Origin of the sequence: Streptosporangium sp. NPDC000396, from assembly GCF_042898655.1 — a bacterium.
GTDB lineage: Bacteria > Actinomycetota > Actinomycetes > Streptosporangiales > Streptosporangiaceae > Streptosporangium.
In genome coordinates, this window is sequence record NZ_JBIAZA010000044.1 from 15185 (window position 1) to 32445 (window position 17261).

Here is a 17261-nt window from a genome sequence, read left to right on the forward strand (position 1 = left end):
GGAAGACACGTGACCTCTGTTTGTGGTCCCGCCGACTCGGTGACGCTGAAGGCGATCGCCCAGTTCACCGAGGAACGGCGAGCCAACATGATCCTTACCAACGCGTTCATCAGCGCCGAGGGAGCGAAACTGGGCTACATGCTCAGCCGCCTCCTCGGCGGAACCGAGCGCTTCTACACCTTTTTCGCCAACTCCACCCTCGAAGGCCTGTCCGGTGCCGTCAAACTCGCCCGGCACACCTCGGTACGCAGGAAGAGGGCGGATTCGGGACGCGTCCTGCTCGTCGACCCCGAAGACCGGTACGCGCCGTTCTTCGATCCGGTCGGTGCCGGAACCGAGGGGGCGCTGGCCCCCTGCGTCCATTCCACGCCGGACATCCCGGCCGCCCTGGACCTCCTGCGTGACGGGCAGTGGTCCGCGGTCGTGCTGGTCCGGACATCCACGGGCGGACGGGAAGACGGGCGAGAACTGTTCGACCTGGCGGCCGAGCGGGGCAGCCTGCGCGTGCTCTGCAACACCGAGCTCGACCTGTGGGAGCCCGAGTTCTTCACCGGGGGCCCGGAGGCGGACGTTCACGTGTTCGGCGAGAACCTGACCGGCAGGCAGGTCCCCTTCGGATGCTTCACCATGTCCGCCGAGGCGTATTCGGTGTGGAACAACGCGCGCGACAGCCTCGCCCACACCTCCACCTTCGGCGGCAACGGCCTGTGCCTGTCACTCGTGCTGGACGCGCTCCACAGGCACGGCCACGTCAACGAGGCGGACGAGGAACGGCTGCGCCTGATCGACACCGACATGCGGGCGCGGATCGACACCTTCCGGGACCACGTGAACCCGATCACCGCCCAGGGCATGGAGATGTCCGGCTTCGCGCTGGACATCACGGAGGCGTCGGGGGCGCGGCTGCGGCTCGCCGACGGCAGCGAGGTCATCGACTGCGCGGGCTGCGGCGGCGTCAACCTCCGCGGCCACAACCCGCAGGACATCGTGGCGGAGGTGCTCGCCGAGCACGATCCGGACCACGACTACTTCGCCGACCTGGAGAGTCACCTCGGGGGTCTCACCAGATTCGAGCACGCCTTTCCGGCGGTCAGCGGAGCCACCGCCGTGGACGTCGCGGTGAGCCTCGCCCTGATGGCCGGCTCGCCCAGGACCAAGGTGCTGACGTTCGACGGCAACTTCTCCGGCAAGACGCTGATCTCGATGAACCTCAGCAAGTACGGCCAGCAGCACATCGAGTCGGATCGCGAGGCGTTCCGGCCCTACTACTTCGACCTGGTCTACGTCGACCCGTTCGCGGCCGACGCCAGGAAGCGGCTGGAGCGGGAACTCCGGAAGAACGACATCGCCCTGGTCTGGCTGGAGGTCACCCGCGGGCTGCTGTGCGAGGCGCTCCCCGAGGACCTGCTGGTCCTGATCTCCGAACTCAAGGACGAGTGCGGATACCTGATCGGGGTCGACGAGGTGGTCACCGGCGTCTGGCGGACCGGGGACGCCTTCCTGGCGCACGACCGCGTGCTGCCGAACTCCGACATCGCCACACTGGCCAAACCGCTCAGCGACACGACGCTCCCCATGGGGGCGGCGCTGGTCACGCGAGAGGTTCACGACCGGGCGCTGAAGGCGAACCCGGACCACCTTGAGCGGCTGCGGCGGCACTACCGCAACGGGCTGACGGCCCACATCGCGCTCCACGCGCTGGAACGCGTGGAGGACCCGGAGGTCCAGGCGGAGCGGGAGCGGAGCCAGGCGCTGCTCAACGAGGGGCTGGCCGAGATCGCGGCGCAGTCGAAGCTCTTCGACTTCGCCGCGGGCCGGGGCAGCCACATGCGGCTCATGCTCAGACGGCGCTGGTTTCCCTTCAACCGGCGCTCGCAGCTGGGCCAGCTGCTCGAAGCGGCCCTGTCAGCGATGATCATGAGGGACTGCGGGGTCCTGGTCCTGCAACTCAGGTTCTTCCCGCGCATCTTCTCCCGCGAAGAGGACGTCCGCGCGATCGTCGCGCGGCTCAAGAGCGGCACGCGGGGCTACACCCCGCTGAGCGTCTACCGCTTCGCGGCCTGGCAGGTTCTCACCTACGCGCTCGCTCAGATCAAGGAGGGCAGGCGTGAGAAGTCTCGACGTCGCCAGACAGGCCTGTGACCGTCACCTGCCGGGCCTGCGCGCCGCCCTCGCGGAGGTCCCGCTGCTCGACCTGGAGAGGCCGCGCAATCCCGGAATCGGGATCTTCCGTTCGCACGGTGGCCCGGGTCTGCTCGTCCCGGCCGAGCACGGCGGTGCGGGCGCGTCCCCGGTGGAGGCCATGCGAACCATCGCCGCGGTCGCGGCGGCCTCACCGTCGCTCGCCGTCGGCACCGCCATGCACCACTTCTCCGTGGCCACCCTGTACGTCGTGGTGGAGGCCAACGGTCCCGACGCGCTGGAGACCGTGCTGCTCCAGGAGGTCGCGGCCAAGGGGCTGCTGATCTCCTCGGCGGGCGCGGAGGGCCGCTCCGGGCAGAGCATCGTGAAACCCGCCATGACCGCGGTTCCGGTGGAGGGCGGCTATCTCGTCAACGGCAGCAAGAAGCCGTGCAGCCTCGCGCGCTCCATGGACCTGCTGACCGCCACGGTGGCGCTGCCGGACGGCGCCCTCGGCCTGATGTTCGCCCCCGCCGATCTCCCCGGCATATCCGTGCACGACTTCTGGGCGAGCGACATCCTGGCCGGGGCGGAGAGCGACGAGGTCCGGTTCACCGACGTGCTGGTGGGCGAGGACTTCGTCGTCCGGCCGGATCTCGACGATCCGAGCGGGGTGGACAGGCTCCAGGCGATCGGCTTCGTCTGGTTCGAGTGCATCATGGCCTCGGTCTATCTCGGGGTGGCCGCCGCCCTGGCCGAACGGGTGTTCCTCGCGGGCAGAGGGAGCGCCGCCGAGCGCGCGGCCCTCGGCGTCCGGCTGGACACGGCCACCTTTCTCGTGGAGGGGCTGGCCCGGCTGATCAGCCAGCGGGACTACGACGAGGACTCGCTGGCCAAATCCGTCATCACCCGCTTCGCCGTACAGGACGCCATCGGTGACGCGGCGCGGCAGGCGGTCGAGCTGCTCGGCGGGATGACCTTCCTGGGGTCACCGGAGATCGCCTACCTGTCGGCGGCGACCCAGCCGCTGGCCTTCCATCCGCCCTCACGCGTGAGCAGCGCGCAGGGCCTGGCGGACTACTTCGCCGGCGGATCGTTCCGCATCGCATAGAGATCGCACAGGGAGCTTTGACATGAAACAGATCACTCCGAGACGGGAGGGCGATCCACCGGTCGATCTCACCGTCGGGCTCGTCGAGCACCGCGCCATCCGGGCGGATCTGCTCCGGCTGGTCAACCTGCTCGGCGATCCGACAGCCGGTGAGATGCCCGGGCGGCGGGCGCAGGCGGTGCGCACCTACATCGATCGTCTGATCTTCGCCACGATCCGCCACCACAGCATCGAGGACAACGGGCTCTGGCCGCTGCTCGAAGCCTCCTCGAAGGAGGCGGGTGAGCCGATGGACCTCGACTCGTTCACCGAGGACCACGTCGAGCTCGACGCCCTGCTGGAGCGGACGGGGGAGGCCGCGGCGCGGTTCGCCGCCGATCCCGGGTCGGGTGCGGGGGAGCTGGCCTCGGTGGTCACGAAGCTGCGTGACCTGCTCGAAAGGCACCTGACCAGGGAAGAGGAGATCGTCTTCCCCGGGATCACCCGATACGTCTCGAACCAGGACTACCAGCGCTTCGAGCTTGACGCGCGCAAGCAGTTCTCGCCTCGGGACCTCACGTTCCTGGGGCCCTGGCTGGCACGCTACGCCACCGCAGAGGAGCGGGACCGCGTGCTCGCGCCCAACCTGTTCTACAAGATCGTCCTTTCGCTGGGCGGGCGCGGCTACCGTGCCCTCGAACGCAGGGTCTTTCAGGGATGACGGATCGTTTCCCCTTTCCAGCGGGTCCGGCGGGCAGGCCGCCGGCCGAGTTCGCCCGCAGGCAGAGTTCGTGCCCGCTTGATCACGCCGTCATGCCGAGCGGGCAGCCCGCCAGGGTCGCCGTACGGCACGCCGACGTCAAGGAGGTGCTCTCCGACCTCCGGTTCAGCCGGGAGCTGTGCTTCGAGGGCGCGCCACGGCTCGTCGACGGGGTGGACCTCGCGGGGATGGACCCGGACCTTCTGCTCAACATGGATCCGCCCCGGCACACCCGGATCCGCAGGATCGTCTCCGGCGCCTTCACCCCGCGCAGGATCGAATCCTGGCGGCCCCGCGTATGCGAGATCGCCGACCAGCTGATCGACCGGTTCCCCGAGGGGCCGGTCGACCTGGCCTCCCGCTACTCCTTCCCGCTGCCCATCCAGATCATCTGCGAGCTTCTCGGCGTGCCCGGCGCCGACCGGGAGCGATTCCGCGTCTGGTCCTCCATCGCCCTGTCCGACTCGGCGTTGAACGAGGAGGAGCGGCTCACCATGGGCGCCGAGTTCTACTCCTACATCGCGGACTTCCTCGCGGAACGGCGCCGGGAGCCGGGAGACGACCTGGTCGACGTCCTCATCGGCGCGAGGGACGAGGACGACTCGCTGAGCGAGTCGGAGCTCGCCAGGCTCACGCTCCTGCTGATCGTCGCCGGTCACGAGACCACCGCGACGGTGCTCAACAAGGGCGTCTTCATGCTGCTCACCGAGCCGGACGCCTACGCCGCCCTGGTCGCCGACCCGTCGCTGGTGCCCGTGGCGGTCGAGGAGATCCTGCGTTACTGCCAGCCGTCGGACTCCGCGTTGCTCAGGCTCGCCACGGAGGACGTCTCCCTTCCCTCGGGCCAGGTGAGGAAGGGCGAGGTCGTCCTGCCGTCGGTGGCGGCGGCGAACCTGGACCCCGAGCTCTTCTCCGATCCCGGCCGTTTCGACATCCTCAGGCAGCCCAACCCGCACATCGGCTTCGGCCACGGCCACCACTACTGCCTGGGAGCCGGGCTCGCCCGGCTGGAGCTTCAGGCCGCGATCGGAACGCTGGTCAGAAGGCTCCCCACGCTGAGGCTGGCGGGCGCCCCGGAGGATGTCCCGTGGCGCACGGCGGCCATCGTGCGCGGCCCGGCCGAGCTGATGGTGGTCACGTAGGCGCCAGCCGTCCCGCCGCGGCGTGGTCGAGATGACCCGCCGCGGCCAGCCACCGCAGGGAGTCTTCCACCGACTGGCGGACGGGGAGCAGCCCGATGCCCAGGGCCCGCAGGGTCGGCTCGTCGTCGGTGCGGACCATCGTGGTCATGATGTCCGCCGCGTCGCGGGACAGCGGGTAGTCGAAGTGGCGCACCCGCTTGGCGAGGTCCAGGAGGGAGCCGATGCCCCGGAGCGCCCAGGCGGGCACGCTGATCGCCTTGCACGGCCTTCCCGTCAGCTCGTCGCAGAGGGCCACCATCTCGGGCCAGGTGAGGAAATGGCCCCCCAGGAGGAACCTGCGGGCGCCCCGATCCGGACTCAGGGCCGCCACCAGCGCGGTCGCGACGTCACGCACGTCCACCAGGGCGACGCCGCCGCTGGACACGCCCCACCCCTGCTGGAGCCCGCTGACCAGTCCCTGCATCATGGCGTCGAGGTTCGGCTGGTGAGGGCCGATGACCCCGCCGGGGTAGAGGACGGTGATCGGGGCTCCCTCGTCCTGGAGCCGCCGCACGAGCCGCTCGGCCTGGGCCTTGGACCGGCCGTAGGCCGTCCTGGGGCTGGCCAGGGGAGCATCGGGGGTGATGACGGGGGCCGAGGGCGGGACGAACACCGCCACCGTGGAGACGTGGATCACCGGATCGAGCCCGTGGCGCACGGAGCCGCCGACGATGTTCTCCGTGCCCGTGACGTTCGCCTCGACGAGGGCCGCGCCTGATCCGGCGATCGCCGCGGCGGCGTGGATCGTGGCGTCGCACCCGGCGAGCGCCCGCTCCACGGCGTCCGCGTCGCGGATGTCTCCGACGGTGAAGTCCACCTGGGCGCTGTCGACGCCGACCGTCTCCAGGACACGGGCCGCCCTGCCGGGATCCCGGACGAGCAGCCGGGGCTTGTGGCCGGCGGCCAGGAGCTTCGCGACCGTGTGAGATCCGATGTATCCCGAGCCGCCGCTGATGAGAACCCGCACGTCATGCCTTCCCGAGATGGGCGGCCTCGGCCGCGAGCTTGAGGCGATCCAGGGTCAGGGCCATGTTGCGGCGGTTGGCGACCCGCCGGTCGCGGACGCCGGACATCAGGGGGGCCAGGACATGCTTCAGCGCGAATCCGCGCAGGTCCCAGGTGCTCTCCGTGACCGTGCAACCGCCTGGTGCGGGCGTGATGACGTATTCCCAGTAGGCGATGCCGCCGAGCACCTCCCAGGAGAACCTCCGCCCGGGGTCGGCGTGCCTGATCTCGCTGACCGTGGGCCAGACGAAGAACTTGTTCCGGTTGACGCCGAGGAACCGCACGCCCTCAGCGGGACCGGCCGCCTTGCCGAGCCAGCGGCACCGCACGCATTCCGCCGCCCATGAGGGGAGGTTGGGAACGTCGCTGACCAGGGCGTAGACGAGTTCGGGCGGAGCGGCGATCTCGATGCTCACCGACACGTCCGGCTCCCCGCGCGTGGTGATCGCGGACATCTCCAGACCTCCCTGACTTTACCAAGCGCTTGCTCAAAAGCATAGCGTGGCACATGAGCCGAAAGCCATGTCACCCGCTAAGCGAGCGGCGCGGCGGCGGCGTGGTGACGCGGCGGCGTGGTGGTGTGGTGGTGATGGCGCGGTGGCGACGTTGCGGCGGCGCGGGCCGGGTTCCACGTGACGGTGTAGGGCGGGGTTCTACCTGGCGGCGCGGGGCGGGGCCTATGTGACGGTGTGGGCCGGGTTCCACGTGACGACGTGGGCCGGGGTCTACCCGGTGGCCTCGCGTGCCGGGACGTGCGGGCCTGCCCAGCGGTGCACCCGGCCGTCTCGTTTGATCATGAAGCCGCGCTTGAGCGGGCGGAGCATCATGGTCGTCTCGACCGCCCGCACACCGGGCAGCCCGCCGATCTCGCGGAGGGATTCATACAGCTCGAACCGGCCGGGCACGGCCACGTGCGCGACGAGCTGGTGGTCACCGGCCACCGCGACGACATATCTGACCTGCGCCAGGCCGGCCAGCGCGTGTCCCGCCGCCTCCACCTCGCCCCCGGCCGCCCGGAGCCAGAGGACGGCCTCCACCGGCAGCCCGAGGTAGGCGGGCTCGATCTCGGCGCGGATGCGCAGGACGCCCTGGCGGAGCAGGGAGTCCAGGCGGCGGCGGGCCGTGGACTCGCTGATCCCGGCGGCCGCCGCGACCTCCGCGTGGGTGGCGCGGCCGTCGGTGACCACGGCCGCGATGATCCGCTCGTCCTCGGCAGAGGGCTTCCCGCCCGTGCGGTGGAACCGCTCCGGCGGTGGCGCCCACCGCTCACGCAAGCCCTCGACCTCCTGCGGGGTGAGGAGGTCGAGGTGCCACTGCTGGGGCGTCTTGAAGTAGTGCAACGCGGGATAGGCGACGCTCTCCACCACTCCGTCGATCGCCGGGACGTCCCGGAGGAGCAGGTCCGCCAGCGCGTCGTCGGCCACGGAGAGCTCCGCCGTACAGTCCGCCGAACCCGAGACCAGCGTGGCGAACCGGGTCTCCGGCAACTCGGCGAGGGCCAGGCCCACGTCGATCGCCGATCCGGGACGGCAGCGCGTCCGGAGTACGACCGAGCCCAGCCGCCGGTCGTCGACCACCCCGATCACCGAGAGCACGCCGGACTCCATCAGCCGGGTCGCCCGCCGGGCCACGTTGCGGATCGGCTCGCCCAGCGCCCGGCCGATCCTGTCCCAGGTGGCGCGCCCGTTCACCTGCAGGGCGGCCACCACCCGTAAGTCGGCTTCGCCGAGTGGCTGCATGGGGTCATCCTCGTGGTCGCAGGACCGGTCCGCCCCAAGCGTACGGCTTTGTGATCTTTCTTGACGGGCGATTGGCGGGCGATCGGGTCAGCCGAGGGCGTTGCGGAGCCACTCCTCCACGCCGGCGATGTGGACCGTCGCCCAGGCGTGGGCCACCTCGGGCTGCCGGGAGGCGATGGCGTCGCAGATCGCGATGTGCTGCTCGCGGGTCTTCTCCAGGGCGTTCTCCTGGGTGAGGCCACGCCAGATCCGGGCCCTGGTGGTGGGGCCCGACAGGCTCTCGATGAGGGAGCACAGCACCGTGTTGCCCGAGCCCGCCGCGATGCGCTGGTGGAACTCCAGGTCGTTGGCGACGAGCTGCTCGACACTCGGGTCTGCGGGCAGCTCGTCAAGGATCTTGCGCAGCTCGCCGATCTCGGCCTCGGTCATCCGCGTCGTGGCCATCGCGGTCGCGGCCGGTTCCAGGATCCGCCGGACCTGGAAGAACTGCAACACCGTGTCGTCCTGGTGGAAGTCGACCACGAACGACATCGCGTCCAGCAGGAGCCGTGGCTCCAGGCTGGTCACGTAGGTGCCGTCACCCTGGCGCACGTCCAGCACGTTGATCAGGGCCAGGGCGCGGACGGCCTCGCGCAGGGAGTTGCGCGACAGGCCGAGCCGGTCGGCCAGGTCGGCCTCCTTCGGCAGCCTGCTGCCCGGGGACAACTCGCCTGAGAGGATCATCTGCTTGATCTTGTCGATAGCGGCGTCGGTGACCGCCACGCTTCACCGTCCTCAGGTTCCCGCAGACATCGGATGTCTACGAGTGTAGGGCGAAGCGAACGGGATCCGGCCCCGCGATCCGGCGGACCACCTCCCGGACCTCCAGGGCGCGCAGGTGGGCCGCGGCCTCTCCGGCGGCCATGCCGCGCAGCATCGCCGGGAGCTCTTCCCAGGGGCGGTTCCAGGTCATCCGGCCGGCCGTCTCCCAGATGGTGAGGGGCTCGCCGGCCTCGGCCAGCAGGGCGACCAGCCGTACGAGCTTGTCCTCGTGGTGCGCGCGGATCGCCGCCGCGCGGGCCGCCGCGTCGGGGAACGTCCACTCGTGGGCGGGCAGGGCCTCCAGCTCGCCCAGGGCGACCACCTTCTCCAGAGAGTCCAGGAAGTCGCCGAGAGGGTTCACGTCGGTGCGGTCGTAGGGATAGACGCCGATGTGGGGGGTGATGCCCGGCAGCACGTGGTCGCCGGTGAACAATCGATCCGCGTCCCGCAGGTGCAGGCAGACGTGGCCCGGCGTGTGCCCGGGGGTCCAGACCGTGCGGAGCGTGCGTCCAGGCAGGTCGATCAGGTCGCCGTCGTGGAGCGTCCGGTCGGGCAGCGCGGGCGGCTGGGGCCGGTGCGCCGTCACCTCCTCCACCTCCACCGCGCCCGCCCCGGCCCGGCGCAGCATGTCGGCCTGGAAGTCGCGGTGCGCGCCGTCCTCGAAATTTCTCATGAGCCTGACCAGCGCGATGTCGGCCTCGTGCATGGCGATCCAGGCCCCGGACTCCTCCCGGACCCGCCCGGCCAGCCCGGCGTGGTCCGGATGGAAGTGGGTGACCACCACCCCCCGGACCTCGCCGATGTTCATGCCGGCCGCGGCCAGCCCGTCCCGCAACGCCAGCCAGGCCTCCGGGTGGTTCCAGCCCGCGTCGATCAGCACCGGCCCGGCGGGCGACTCGATCGCGTAGACCAGCGTGTAGCCGAGCGGGTTGCCCGGGATCGGGACAGGTACGCTCCACACCCCGCCGCCGGCGTCTGTCGTGCGCTGCTCGCTGTACGGCCTGCGGAGGGATTTCACCTGTGGTGCTCCTTACTGGCGCCTCTCAGAGGCGCTCGATGACGGTGGCGGTGGCGAGCGCTCCGCCCGCGCACATCGACACCAGCGCGGTCGACGAGTCGGACCTCTCCAGCTCGTGCAGGGCGGTGGTGATCAGCCGCGAACCGGTCGCGCCGACCGGGTGCCCGAGCGCGATGGCACCGCCGTTCCTGTTGACCCGCTCCATGTCCGGCTGGTGCACCGACGCCCAGGAGAGGACGACCGAGGCGAACGCCTCGTTTACCTCGAACAGGTCGATGTCTTCGACGGTCATGCCCGTGGCGGCCAGGACCTTGGCGGTCGCGTCCACCGGCCCGTCCAGGTGGTAGTACGGCTCGGCGCCGACGAGCGCCTGGGCGAGGATGCGGGCCCGGGGGCGCAGGCCGTACCGGGCGGCGGCCTCCTCGCTCATCAGCAGCACCGCCGCCGCGCCGTCGGAGATCTGCGACGCGGTGCCGGCGGTGTGCAGGCCCTCGTCGCCCATCACCGGCTTGAGCTTGGCCAGCCCCTCGACCGTCGTCTCGCGCAGCCCCTGGTCTCTGTCCACGGTGCGGTTCTCGCCGGTCGGCTGCCCGTCCTCGTCGAGGACCGGCGCGGTCACCTTGACGATCTCCCGGTCGAACCGGCCCTCGGCCCACGCCTCGGCGGCCAGCCGCTGGGACCGGACGCCGAACCGGTCCAGCCGCTCGCGGGTCAGCCCGCGCCGCTGCGCGATCCGCTCGGCGGCGGTGAACTGGTCGGGCAGGTCGATGGCCCAGTCGTCCGGCCGGGGCTTGGCCGGGAGCACGTTGCTGCCCAGCGGCGCGCGGCTCATCACCTCGACGCCGCAGGCGATGCCGACGTCGATGACACCCGACTGGATGAGCGCCGCGACCAGGTGCACGGCCTGCTGGGAGGAGCCGCACTGCGCGTCGATCGTGGTCACGCCCGCCTGGTACGGCAGGCCGGCGTAGAGCCAGGCGTACCGCCCGACGTGGCCACCCTGCTCGCCCGCCTGGGTGACGCATCCGGCGAAGACCTGGCCCACGATCGCCGGGTCGATCCCCGACCTGTCCACCAGGCCGGTCAGTGCCGCGGCGAGCACCGCCTGCGGCTTCAGTCCCGCCAGCCAGCCGTTACGCCTGCCGATGGGGGTTCTCACGGCTTCGACGATCACTGCACCCATACGATCTCCTCGCCTGACGGCTCGGAGCTACGGATCCGCGAGCGGCCTCGTGCTCGCCGGCCTGTTCGCGCGCGTCGCTCCAGAACGTTGCTCTAGTCACCTTTCGATTGTGACTGTAACGCGTTCTACTTTCAGGTGGAAGAAGGGATCTGGAAATCGGAGAGAAGACGGGTGGCGGCGATCTCGATTCGGCGCTGGATCTGCTCGTACGTGCGGCGGCCGCGGAGCATCTCCAGGAGCTCGTGCACCCAGACGCTCGCCAGCGAGCCGGCGAGGGCGAACTGCTCCTCGGTGGCGGTCTCCACGGTGAGGTCGTCTCCGGAGACGCGTAGCAGCAGGCCGGCCATGCGATCCCCGAACGGGGTGTCCACCTCGGCCATGATCAGCGAGCGGATGAGCGCGTCGGCGAGCTCGGGCTCGCGCATCAGGCCGCGGGTGGCGCGCATCAGGACGTCGACCGCGCGTCCGGAGGGCGTGGCGGCGCTGGGCGGGCGGCGCTCGATGCTGTTCTCAAGGAGGTCGATCTCCTCGCCGACGACCGCGACCACCAGATCCATCTTGGAGGGGAAGTAGCGGTAGAGGGTGCCGAGGGCGACCCCGGCGCGCTCGGCGACCGTGCGCATCTGCATGGCTTCGACGCCGCCGCGCGAGGCGAGGGCGGCGGCGGCCTGGACGATGCGCTTGCGCCGCTGGTGCTGGCTCCGCGTGCGGACGCCGGTGGAGGCCGATTCGCTCTGCACGCCGGGTGCCCCCTTGGTCTTGGCCGGTCCGGCCTCGCCCGGGGCGGGCCGGTTGGGGAGGCGCGAGACGACCGGCGCCTCGGCGGTCACATGCGGGGTACGCATGAGAACACGTTATCTGATTTCCGGATACTTCGATGGGTTACTCGCCGGTCACAAGGATGCCCAGCCCTTGCGCGGAATTATGTGTTACGGCGGCATGTCATGCCTTGTTGCGAATAGTTGCCTCTGGACAAATAGTAGAATCTGTTCTAGTTTGCGGACGGCTGGCCTGAGCATCATTGCTGGGAGGCGTAATGTCCGGGAAGACGCTGGCGGAGTTGCTGGAGCAGCGCGCCGGGGACGACAGGCCCGGGCTGCTCTTCGAGGACCGGGTGTGGAGCTGGCGCGAGTACGTCGAGGAATGCCGCGCCAAGGCGGCGTGGATGGACGCGCGGACGGACGTCCGGGGCCGGGCCGTGCACGTCGGGACGCTCCTCGACAACGTTCCCGAGATGGTGTTCCTGGTGGGCGGTGCGGCCCTGTCGGGCCACGTGGTCGTCGCGCTGAACACGACCAGGAGCGCCGGGGAGCTGGCCCGGGACGCGGACGCGACCGATGTGGACCTCATCGTCCACGAACCCGCCTACGCGGAGCTCGCGGAGGAGGTCGCCCGGCTCCGGAGCGGGACGCCGCCTCTCGCGCGGCCCGGCTCCGAGGGGCTCGGCTCCGCGCAGTCCGGTTCCACGTGGGAGGACTCCACGCGGGCTGGTTTCGCGCGGCCCGGTGCCGTGCGGCCCGGTTCCACCGGGGCTGACGAGGACGAACTGGTCATGCTGATCTTCACGTCGGGGACGTCGGGCCGGCCCCGGGCGGTGAGGGTCACGCAACGGAAGATCGCGGTGCCGGGGACGAACCTGGCGGCGATGCTGTCACCGCGGGACGTCGTCTACTGCTCGATGCCGCTGTTCCACTCGGGGGCGATCATGGCGGCGTACGCGCCGGCGGTGGCGTCCGGCGCCGCGCTGGTGATCCGGCGGAAGTTCTCCGCGTCGGGGCTGATGCCCGACGTCAGGCGCTACGGCGTCACGTATCTGCACTACGTCGGCAAGGCGCTCTCCTACGTCCTGGCCACCCCCGAGTCTCCCGATGACAAGGACAACACGCTCAGGATCGCCTTCGGCAACGAGGGCAGCTCCACCGCGACCGGGCGGTTCGGGGAGCGGTTCGGATGCCATGTCATCGACGCGTTCGGATCCACCGAGACCGCGATCGCGATCAGCCCCGATCCCGCGGGACCGCCGGGCTGCCTGGGCAGGCTGCCCGACGGAATCGAGATCCGCGACCCGGTCAGCGGCGAGATGTGCCCGGCCGCGGTCATCGAGGACGGGCGGCTGCTCAACGGGGACGAGGCGATCGGGGAACTGGTCAACACCCGGGGGCAGGGCCTGTTCGACGGCTACTACAACGACCCCGAGGCCGACCGGGAGCGCGTCAGGGAGGGGGCGTTCTGGTCGGGCGACCTGGCCTACGCCGACTCCCGGGGTTACGTGTTCTTCGCGGGGCGGGGCACCGAGCGGCTCCGCGTGGACGGGGAGAACCTGGCGGTCGCGCCGATCGAGACGATCGTCCGGGAGTTTCCCGGCGTGGTCGAGGCGGCCGTCTACCCGGTGCCCGACGCGGTGGCGGGGGATCAGGTCATGGCGGCCCTGGTGCTCGACGACGGCTTCGACCAGGAGGCCTTCGCGGAGTTCCTGGCCGGCAGGAAGGACGTCGGGGCGAAAGCCGTACCCCGATATATCCGCATAAGCAAGGAACTACCGCAGACCCCCTCGAACAAGGTCATCAAGCGGATCCTCGCCGAGGAGGCCTGGCACACCGGCGACCCCGTCTGGTGGCGGGCACCCGGGCAGCGGGGATGGCGACCGCTGACCCCCGGCGACATCGCCGGGATCGACGACGAGTTCACCCGGCACGGCCGGCGGCATCTCCTGGAGCGCTAGTGGATTTCAACCTTGATGAGACACAAAGTGACCTGCGTAAACTCGCCGCCGAGCTGCTCGGCCGGGAGGTGACCGCAAGCAGTCTCGACGCCCACGAGGCGAGCGGCGCGCCGTACGACGCCGGCCTCTGGGGGTGCCTCGCCCAGGCCGGGATGCTGGGGGTCTGCCTCCCCGAGGAGGCGGGCGGCGCGGGGTTCGGGCCGGTCGAGCTCGCGGTCGTCCTGCGGGAGATCGGCGGCCATGTGGCCCCGGTTCCCGTCCAGCAGAGCCTGGTCACGGCGATGACCATCGCCCGGTACGGCTCCCGCGAGCAGCGCGAGGCGCTGGCCCCGCTGGCCGAGGGCGAGCTCGTGCTGACCTCCGCGCTGCACGAGCCCGGCCGCGACCTCGGCGCCACCCCCACCACGACCGCCCGCAGGGACGCCGGCGGATGGAGGCTGGACGGGCGCAAGAGCACGGTGCTCTACGCGGCCGAGGCGTCGAAGATCCTCGTTCCCGCCGCCACGGACGACGGCGTCGGCCTGTTTCTGGTCGCCCCCGGCGCGGCGGCCCTGCGAGCGGCCTCCGTCTCCACCGGCGAGCCCGCCGCCACGCTCACGCTGGAGGACACCCCGGGCGAGCCGGTGGGCGAGCAGGACGGCGAGGCGTTCCGCGGGCTGCTGCGGCTGGCGCTGGCCGGAATGATCGCCGTCTCCTCCGGGGTGCTGGCCGGGGCGTTGGCGCTGACCACGGACTACATCAGGACCCGCAGGCAGTTCGACCGGGCGCTGGCCGAGTTCCAGGCGGTGACCATGCAGATCGCCGACGTCTACGTCGCCGGCCGGGCGCTGGACGTGGCCGTCTGGTCCGGGGCCTGGCGGCTGGCCGAGGGAGCGGTGGAGGAGGCCGAGATGGACCTGGCCATCGGGGCCTTCACCGCGACGGACTCGGCGCTCAAGGCGCTCTACACCTGCCAGCACCTGCACGGCGGGATCGGACTGGACGTGACCTACCCGCTGCACCGCTACTTCGCCTGGGGCAAGCACCACGCCCACCTGCTGGGCGGGGTGGAAGCCCGGCTCGACACGATCGGAGCGCTTGTTTGATGCTGATCGATCTGACCCCCGAACAGAAGCGGCTCCGGGATGAGCTGCGCGAATACTTCCAAGGCTGTCTGACCGAGGAAGAGCGCAAGAAGATCTCCACCGACCCGTTCGGCCACGCCTACATGGAGCACTGCCGCAGGCTCGGCCGCGACGGCAAGCTCGGGCTGGGCTGGCCGAAGGAGTACGGCGGCGGCGGATACGGCCCGCTGGAGCAGCAGATCTTCGCCAACGAGATCGCCCGCGCCGAGGTGCCCTACCCGATCATCACGCTGCAGACCGTCGGTCCCACCCTCATGCAGTACGGCACGGCGGCGCAGAAGGAGTTCTTCCTGCCGCGCATCCTCGCGGGAGAGTGCCACTTCGCGATCGGCTACAGCGAGCCCGAGGCGGGCACCGACCTGGCGTCCCTGCGCACCACCGCGGTGCGTGACGGCGACCACTACGTCGTCAACGGCCAGAAGATCTTCACCTCGGGGGCGCACTACGCCCAGTACGTCTGGCTGGCCGCCCGCACCGACCCGGACGCCAAGAAGCACCGGGGCATCACGATGATGATCGTCGACTGCGCCGACCCCGGCTTCTCGTGGACGCCCATCGTGACCATGGACGGGCGGCACCACACCAACTCCACCTACTACGCCGACGTGCGTGTGCCGGTGGACATGGTGGTGGGGGAGGAGAACAAGGGCTGGGACCTGATCGTCAACCAGCTCAACCACGAGCGGGTCACGCTCGGCCCGGCGGGCAACATCGCCCACACCTACGACCGGTTCCTGCGCTGGGCCCGCAACACCGGGCTCATCGAGGAGCCCGCCGTGCGGCGGGCGCTCGGCCAGGTCTACGCCTACTTCCGGACCAACGAGCTGCTGAACTGGCAGGTCGCGGCGAACATGGACCTGGGCTGGCTGGGCGCTCCCGACGCCTCGGCCACCAAGATCTACGGATCGGAGCGGATGCAGGACGTCGGCAGGATCGTCGGCGACGTCCTGGCCCGCTTCGGCGACCCGGCCGACCCGGAGACGGCCGACTTCCTCGACCGCCTCGACCACGGCGTCAAGGGCGCGATCGTGCTCACCTTCGGCGGTGGTGTCAACGAGGTCCAGCGCGAGCTCATCGCCATGCTCGGCCTGAACCTGCCGAGGCCGCCCCGATGACGGCGACGGCGGAGTCCACCCTTCACGGCCGACTCACGGCACTGGCCAAACGGCAGATCGAGATGGGCGAGGTCCGGGGGGTCGCCGCGGCGGACCCGGTGAACATCCCCATGATCCGGCACTGGGTCGAGGCCATGGGGGACGCCAACCCGCTCTACACAGATGCGGAGGCCGCGGCCGGCAGCGTGCACGGGGAGATCGTGGCGCCCCCGGCGATGATCCAGGTCTGGACCATGCCCGGCATGAGCAGGAACGGCAAGCAGGTGGTCACCCCGGTCGACGACGTGCTCAAGGCGCTGAACGCGGGCGGCTACACCGGTGTGGTCGCGACCAACTGCGAGCAGACCTATCACCGCTACCTGAAACTGGGCGAGCGGCCGGTTCCGGCCACCCGGCTCTCCGGGTTCTCCGGGCCGAAGCAGACGGCACTCGGCGAGGGCTACTTCGTGACCTGGAACGTCACGTGGTACTCGCGGGACGAGGCCGTGGCCGAGATGCTGTTCCGGGTATTGAAGTTTCGCCCGCGGGAGCGGAAAACCAAGCCCGAGACGCGCGAGCCGTACCCGCTGAAGCCCGCGATCAACAAGGACACCGCGTTCTTCTGGGAAGGTGTTGTCAAGGGCGAGCTCCGAATTCAGAGATGCGCCGACTGCGGCGAGCTCCGGCATCCTCCCGGACCGGTCTGCCCGTCGTGCCGTTCGGTCAACCGGACGCACGTCGTGGCGAGCGGCGAGGGCGAGGTCTACAGCTACGTCGTGCACCACAACCCCCCGGTGCCGGGACGGAAGACGCCTTTCGTGGTTGCCGTGGTGGAACTGCCGGAAGGTGTGCGGATCGTGGGGAATGTCGTGGACTGTCCACCTGAAGAAGTGGGTATCGGTATGCCGTTGCATGTGACGTATCGCCAGATGGACGACGAGCTGATCCTGCCGATGTGGGTCCCCCGGGAGTCGTGATGCGGACACTGACCGAAGACCAGATCGAGGTCGGAGCCGTCCTCCCCGACCTCAAGATCGAGCTGACTCCCACCGCGGTCGTCTCGACGGCCCTGGCGACGATGGACTTCACCCCGGTCCACCACGACGTCGAAGGAGCCAGGGCCCAGGGGTCGAAGGACATCTTTCTCAACATCCTGACCACGATGGGCCTCGTCGAACGTTACGTCACCGACTGGGCCGGCCCCGAGGCACTGATCCGCGGCATCAACGTCAAGCTCGGCGTGCCCGCCTACGCGGGCGACACGCTGATCTTCACCGGCACCGTCGTCGCGTGCGACGACGACGAGTTCACGGTCCAGGTCCGGGGTGCGGTCAGCCTCGGCGACCACGCCTCCGGCACCGTCCGCTTCGCCCTCCCCGATCGCTGACCGCGATCCCGCAGGCTCCCCGCTCGATCTCCGCAG

The 17261-nt window shown here is 70.4% G+C and carries 16 protein-coding genes; 9 read left to right on the forward strand and 7 right to left on the reverse strand.

Annotated features, from left to right (window positions below):
• The first annotated feature begins 9 nt into the window (after positions 1–9).
• The 4 genes from ACFY2X_RS43020 (at position 10) to ACFY2X_RS43035 (ending at position 5113) form a co-directional block, all read left to right on the forward strand.
• Complete coding sequence (locus ACFY2X_RS43020; protein WP_389949854.1) at positions 10–2142, forward strand: aminotransferase class III-fold pyridoxal phosphate-dependent enzyme; 2133 nt, start codon at positions 10–12, stop codon at positions 2140–2142.
• Positions 2108–3232: a hypothetical protein gene (locus ACFY2X_RS43025; protein ID WP_389949857.1), complete on the forward strand. Its 1125-nt coding sequence runs from the start codon at positions 2108–2110 to the stop codon at positions 3230–3232. Before ACFY2X_RS43020 ends, ACFY2X_RS43025 begins: the two co-directional genes overlap by 35 nt.
• A gap of 22 nt (positions 3233–3254) precedes the next feature.
• On the forward strand, positions 3255–3932 hold the full coding sequence (locus ACFY2X_RS43030) for a hemerythrin domain-containing protein (RefSeq protein ID WP_389949860.1): 678 nt from the start codon (positions 3255–3257) through the stop codon (positions 3930–3932).
• 92 nt (positions 3933–4024) lie between these two features.
• A complete protein-coding gene (locus tag ACFY2X_RS43035; RefSeq protein ID WP_389949863.1) occupies positions 4025–5113 on the forward strand; it encodes a cytochrome P450 in 1089 nt (362 codons plus the stop codon).
• Here the strand turns inward: ACFY2X_RS43035 and ACFY2X_RS43040 are convergent.
• The 7 genes from ACFY2X_RS43040 to ACFY2X_RS43070 all read right to left on the reverse strand — a co-directional run bounded on the left by ACFY2X_RS43040 (position 5106) and on the right by ACFY2X_RS43070 (position 11743).
• Positions 5106–6119, reverse strand: a complete 1014-nt coding sequence (locus ACFY2X_RS43040) for an NAD-dependent epimerase/dehydratase family protein (RefSeq protein WP_389949865.1) — start codon at positions 6117–6119, stop codon at positions 5106–5108. The two genes, ACFY2X_RS43035 and ACFY2X_RS43040, sit on opposite strands and share 8 nt — an antisense overlap.
• Before the next feature lies 1 nt (position 6120).
• Complete coding sequence (locus tag ACFY2X_RS43045; protein WP_389949868.1) at positions 6121–6612, reverse strand: SRPBCC family protein; 492 nt, start codon at positions 6610–6612, stop codon at positions 6121–6123.
• 270 nt (positions 6613–6882) lie between these two features.
• The gene (locus tag ACFY2X_RS43050) at positions 6883–7896 is read right to left on the reverse strand and encodes an Lrp/AsnC family transcriptional regulator (protein ID WP_389949870.1); all 1014 of its coding nucleotides are present in this window, start codon (positions 7894–7896) and stop codon (positions 6883–6885) included.
• 87 nt (positions 7897–7983) lie between these two features.
• Positions 7984–8658 (reverse strand): FadR/GntR family transcriptional regulator, encoded by a 675-nt coding sequence (locus ACFY2X_RS43055; protein ID WP_389949873.1) that lies wholly within the window; start codon positions 8656–8658, stop codon positions 7984–7986.
• A gap of 37 nt (positions 8659–8695) precedes the next feature.
• Positions 8696–9715 carry an MBL fold metallo-hydrolase gene (locus ACFY2X_RS43060; protein ID WP_389949876.1) on the reverse strand — a complete coding sequence of 340 codons (1020 nt, stop codon included), beginning with the start codon at positions 9713–9715 and terminating at the stop codon, positions 8696–8698.
• A 25-nt stretch (positions 9716–9740) separates the two neighbouring features.
• Positions 9741–10898, reverse strand: coding sequence for a steroid 3-ketoacyl-CoA thiolase (locus ACFY2X_RS43065; protein ID WP_389949878.1), 1158 nt, complete (start codon positions 10896–10898; stop codon positions 9741–9743).
• A 131-nt stretch (positions 10899–11029) separates the two neighbouring features.
• The gene (locus ACFY2X_RS43070; protein WP_389949881.1) at positions 11030–11743 is read right to left on the reverse strand and encodes a TetR family transcriptional regulator; all 714 of its coding nucleotides are present in this window, start codon (positions 11741–11743) and stop codon (positions 11030–11032) included.
• Between the two features lie 191 nt (positions 11744–11934).
• Between ACFY2X_RS43070 and ACFY2X_RS43075 the strand changes: the two genes are divergently transcribed.
• Genes ACFY2X_RS43075 through ACFY2X_RS43095 form a run of 5 tightly spaced genes read left to right on the forward strand, consistent with a single transcriptional unit; the run spans position 11935 to position 17225 of the window.
• A complete protein-coding gene (locus tag ACFY2X_RS43075) occupies positions 11935–13620 on the forward strand; it encodes a long-chain-fatty-acid--CoA ligase (protein WP_389949884.1) in 1686 nt (561 codons plus the stop codon).
• Positions 13620–14705 (forward strand): acyl-CoA dehydrogenase family protein, encoded by a 1086-nt coding sequence (locus ACFY2X_RS43080; protein ID WP_389949886.1) that lies wholly within the window; start codon positions 13620–13622, stop codon positions 14703–14705. Before ACFY2X_RS43075 ends, ACFY2X_RS43080 begins: the two co-directional genes overlap by 1 nt.
• Positions 14705–15859, forward strand: coding sequence for an acyl-CoA dehydrogenase family protein (locus ACFY2X_RS43085; protein ID WP_389949889.1), 1155 nt, complete (start codon positions 14705–14707; stop codon positions 15857–15859). The genes ACFY2X_RS43080 and ACFY2X_RS43085 overlap by 1 nt, the downstream gene beginning before the upstream one ends.
• Positions 15856–16815: a bifunctional MaoC family dehydratase N-terminal/OB-fold nucleic acid binding domain-containing protein gene (locus tag ACFY2X_RS43090; protein WP_389949892.1), complete on the forward strand. Its 960-nt coding sequence runs from the start codon at positions 15856–15858 to the stop codon at positions 16813–16815. Before ACFY2X_RS43085 ends, ACFY2X_RS43090 begins: the two co-directional genes overlap by 4 nt.
• Complete coding sequence (locus ACFY2X_RS43095) at positions 16815–17225, forward strand: MaoC/PaaZ C-terminal domain-containing protein (protein WP_389949895.1); 411 nt, start codon at positions 16815–16817, stop codon at positions 17223–17225. Before ACFY2X_RS43090 ends, ACFY2X_RS43095 begins: the two co-directional genes overlap by 1 nt.
• The last annotated feature ends 36 nt before the right edge of the window (positions 17226–17261 follow it).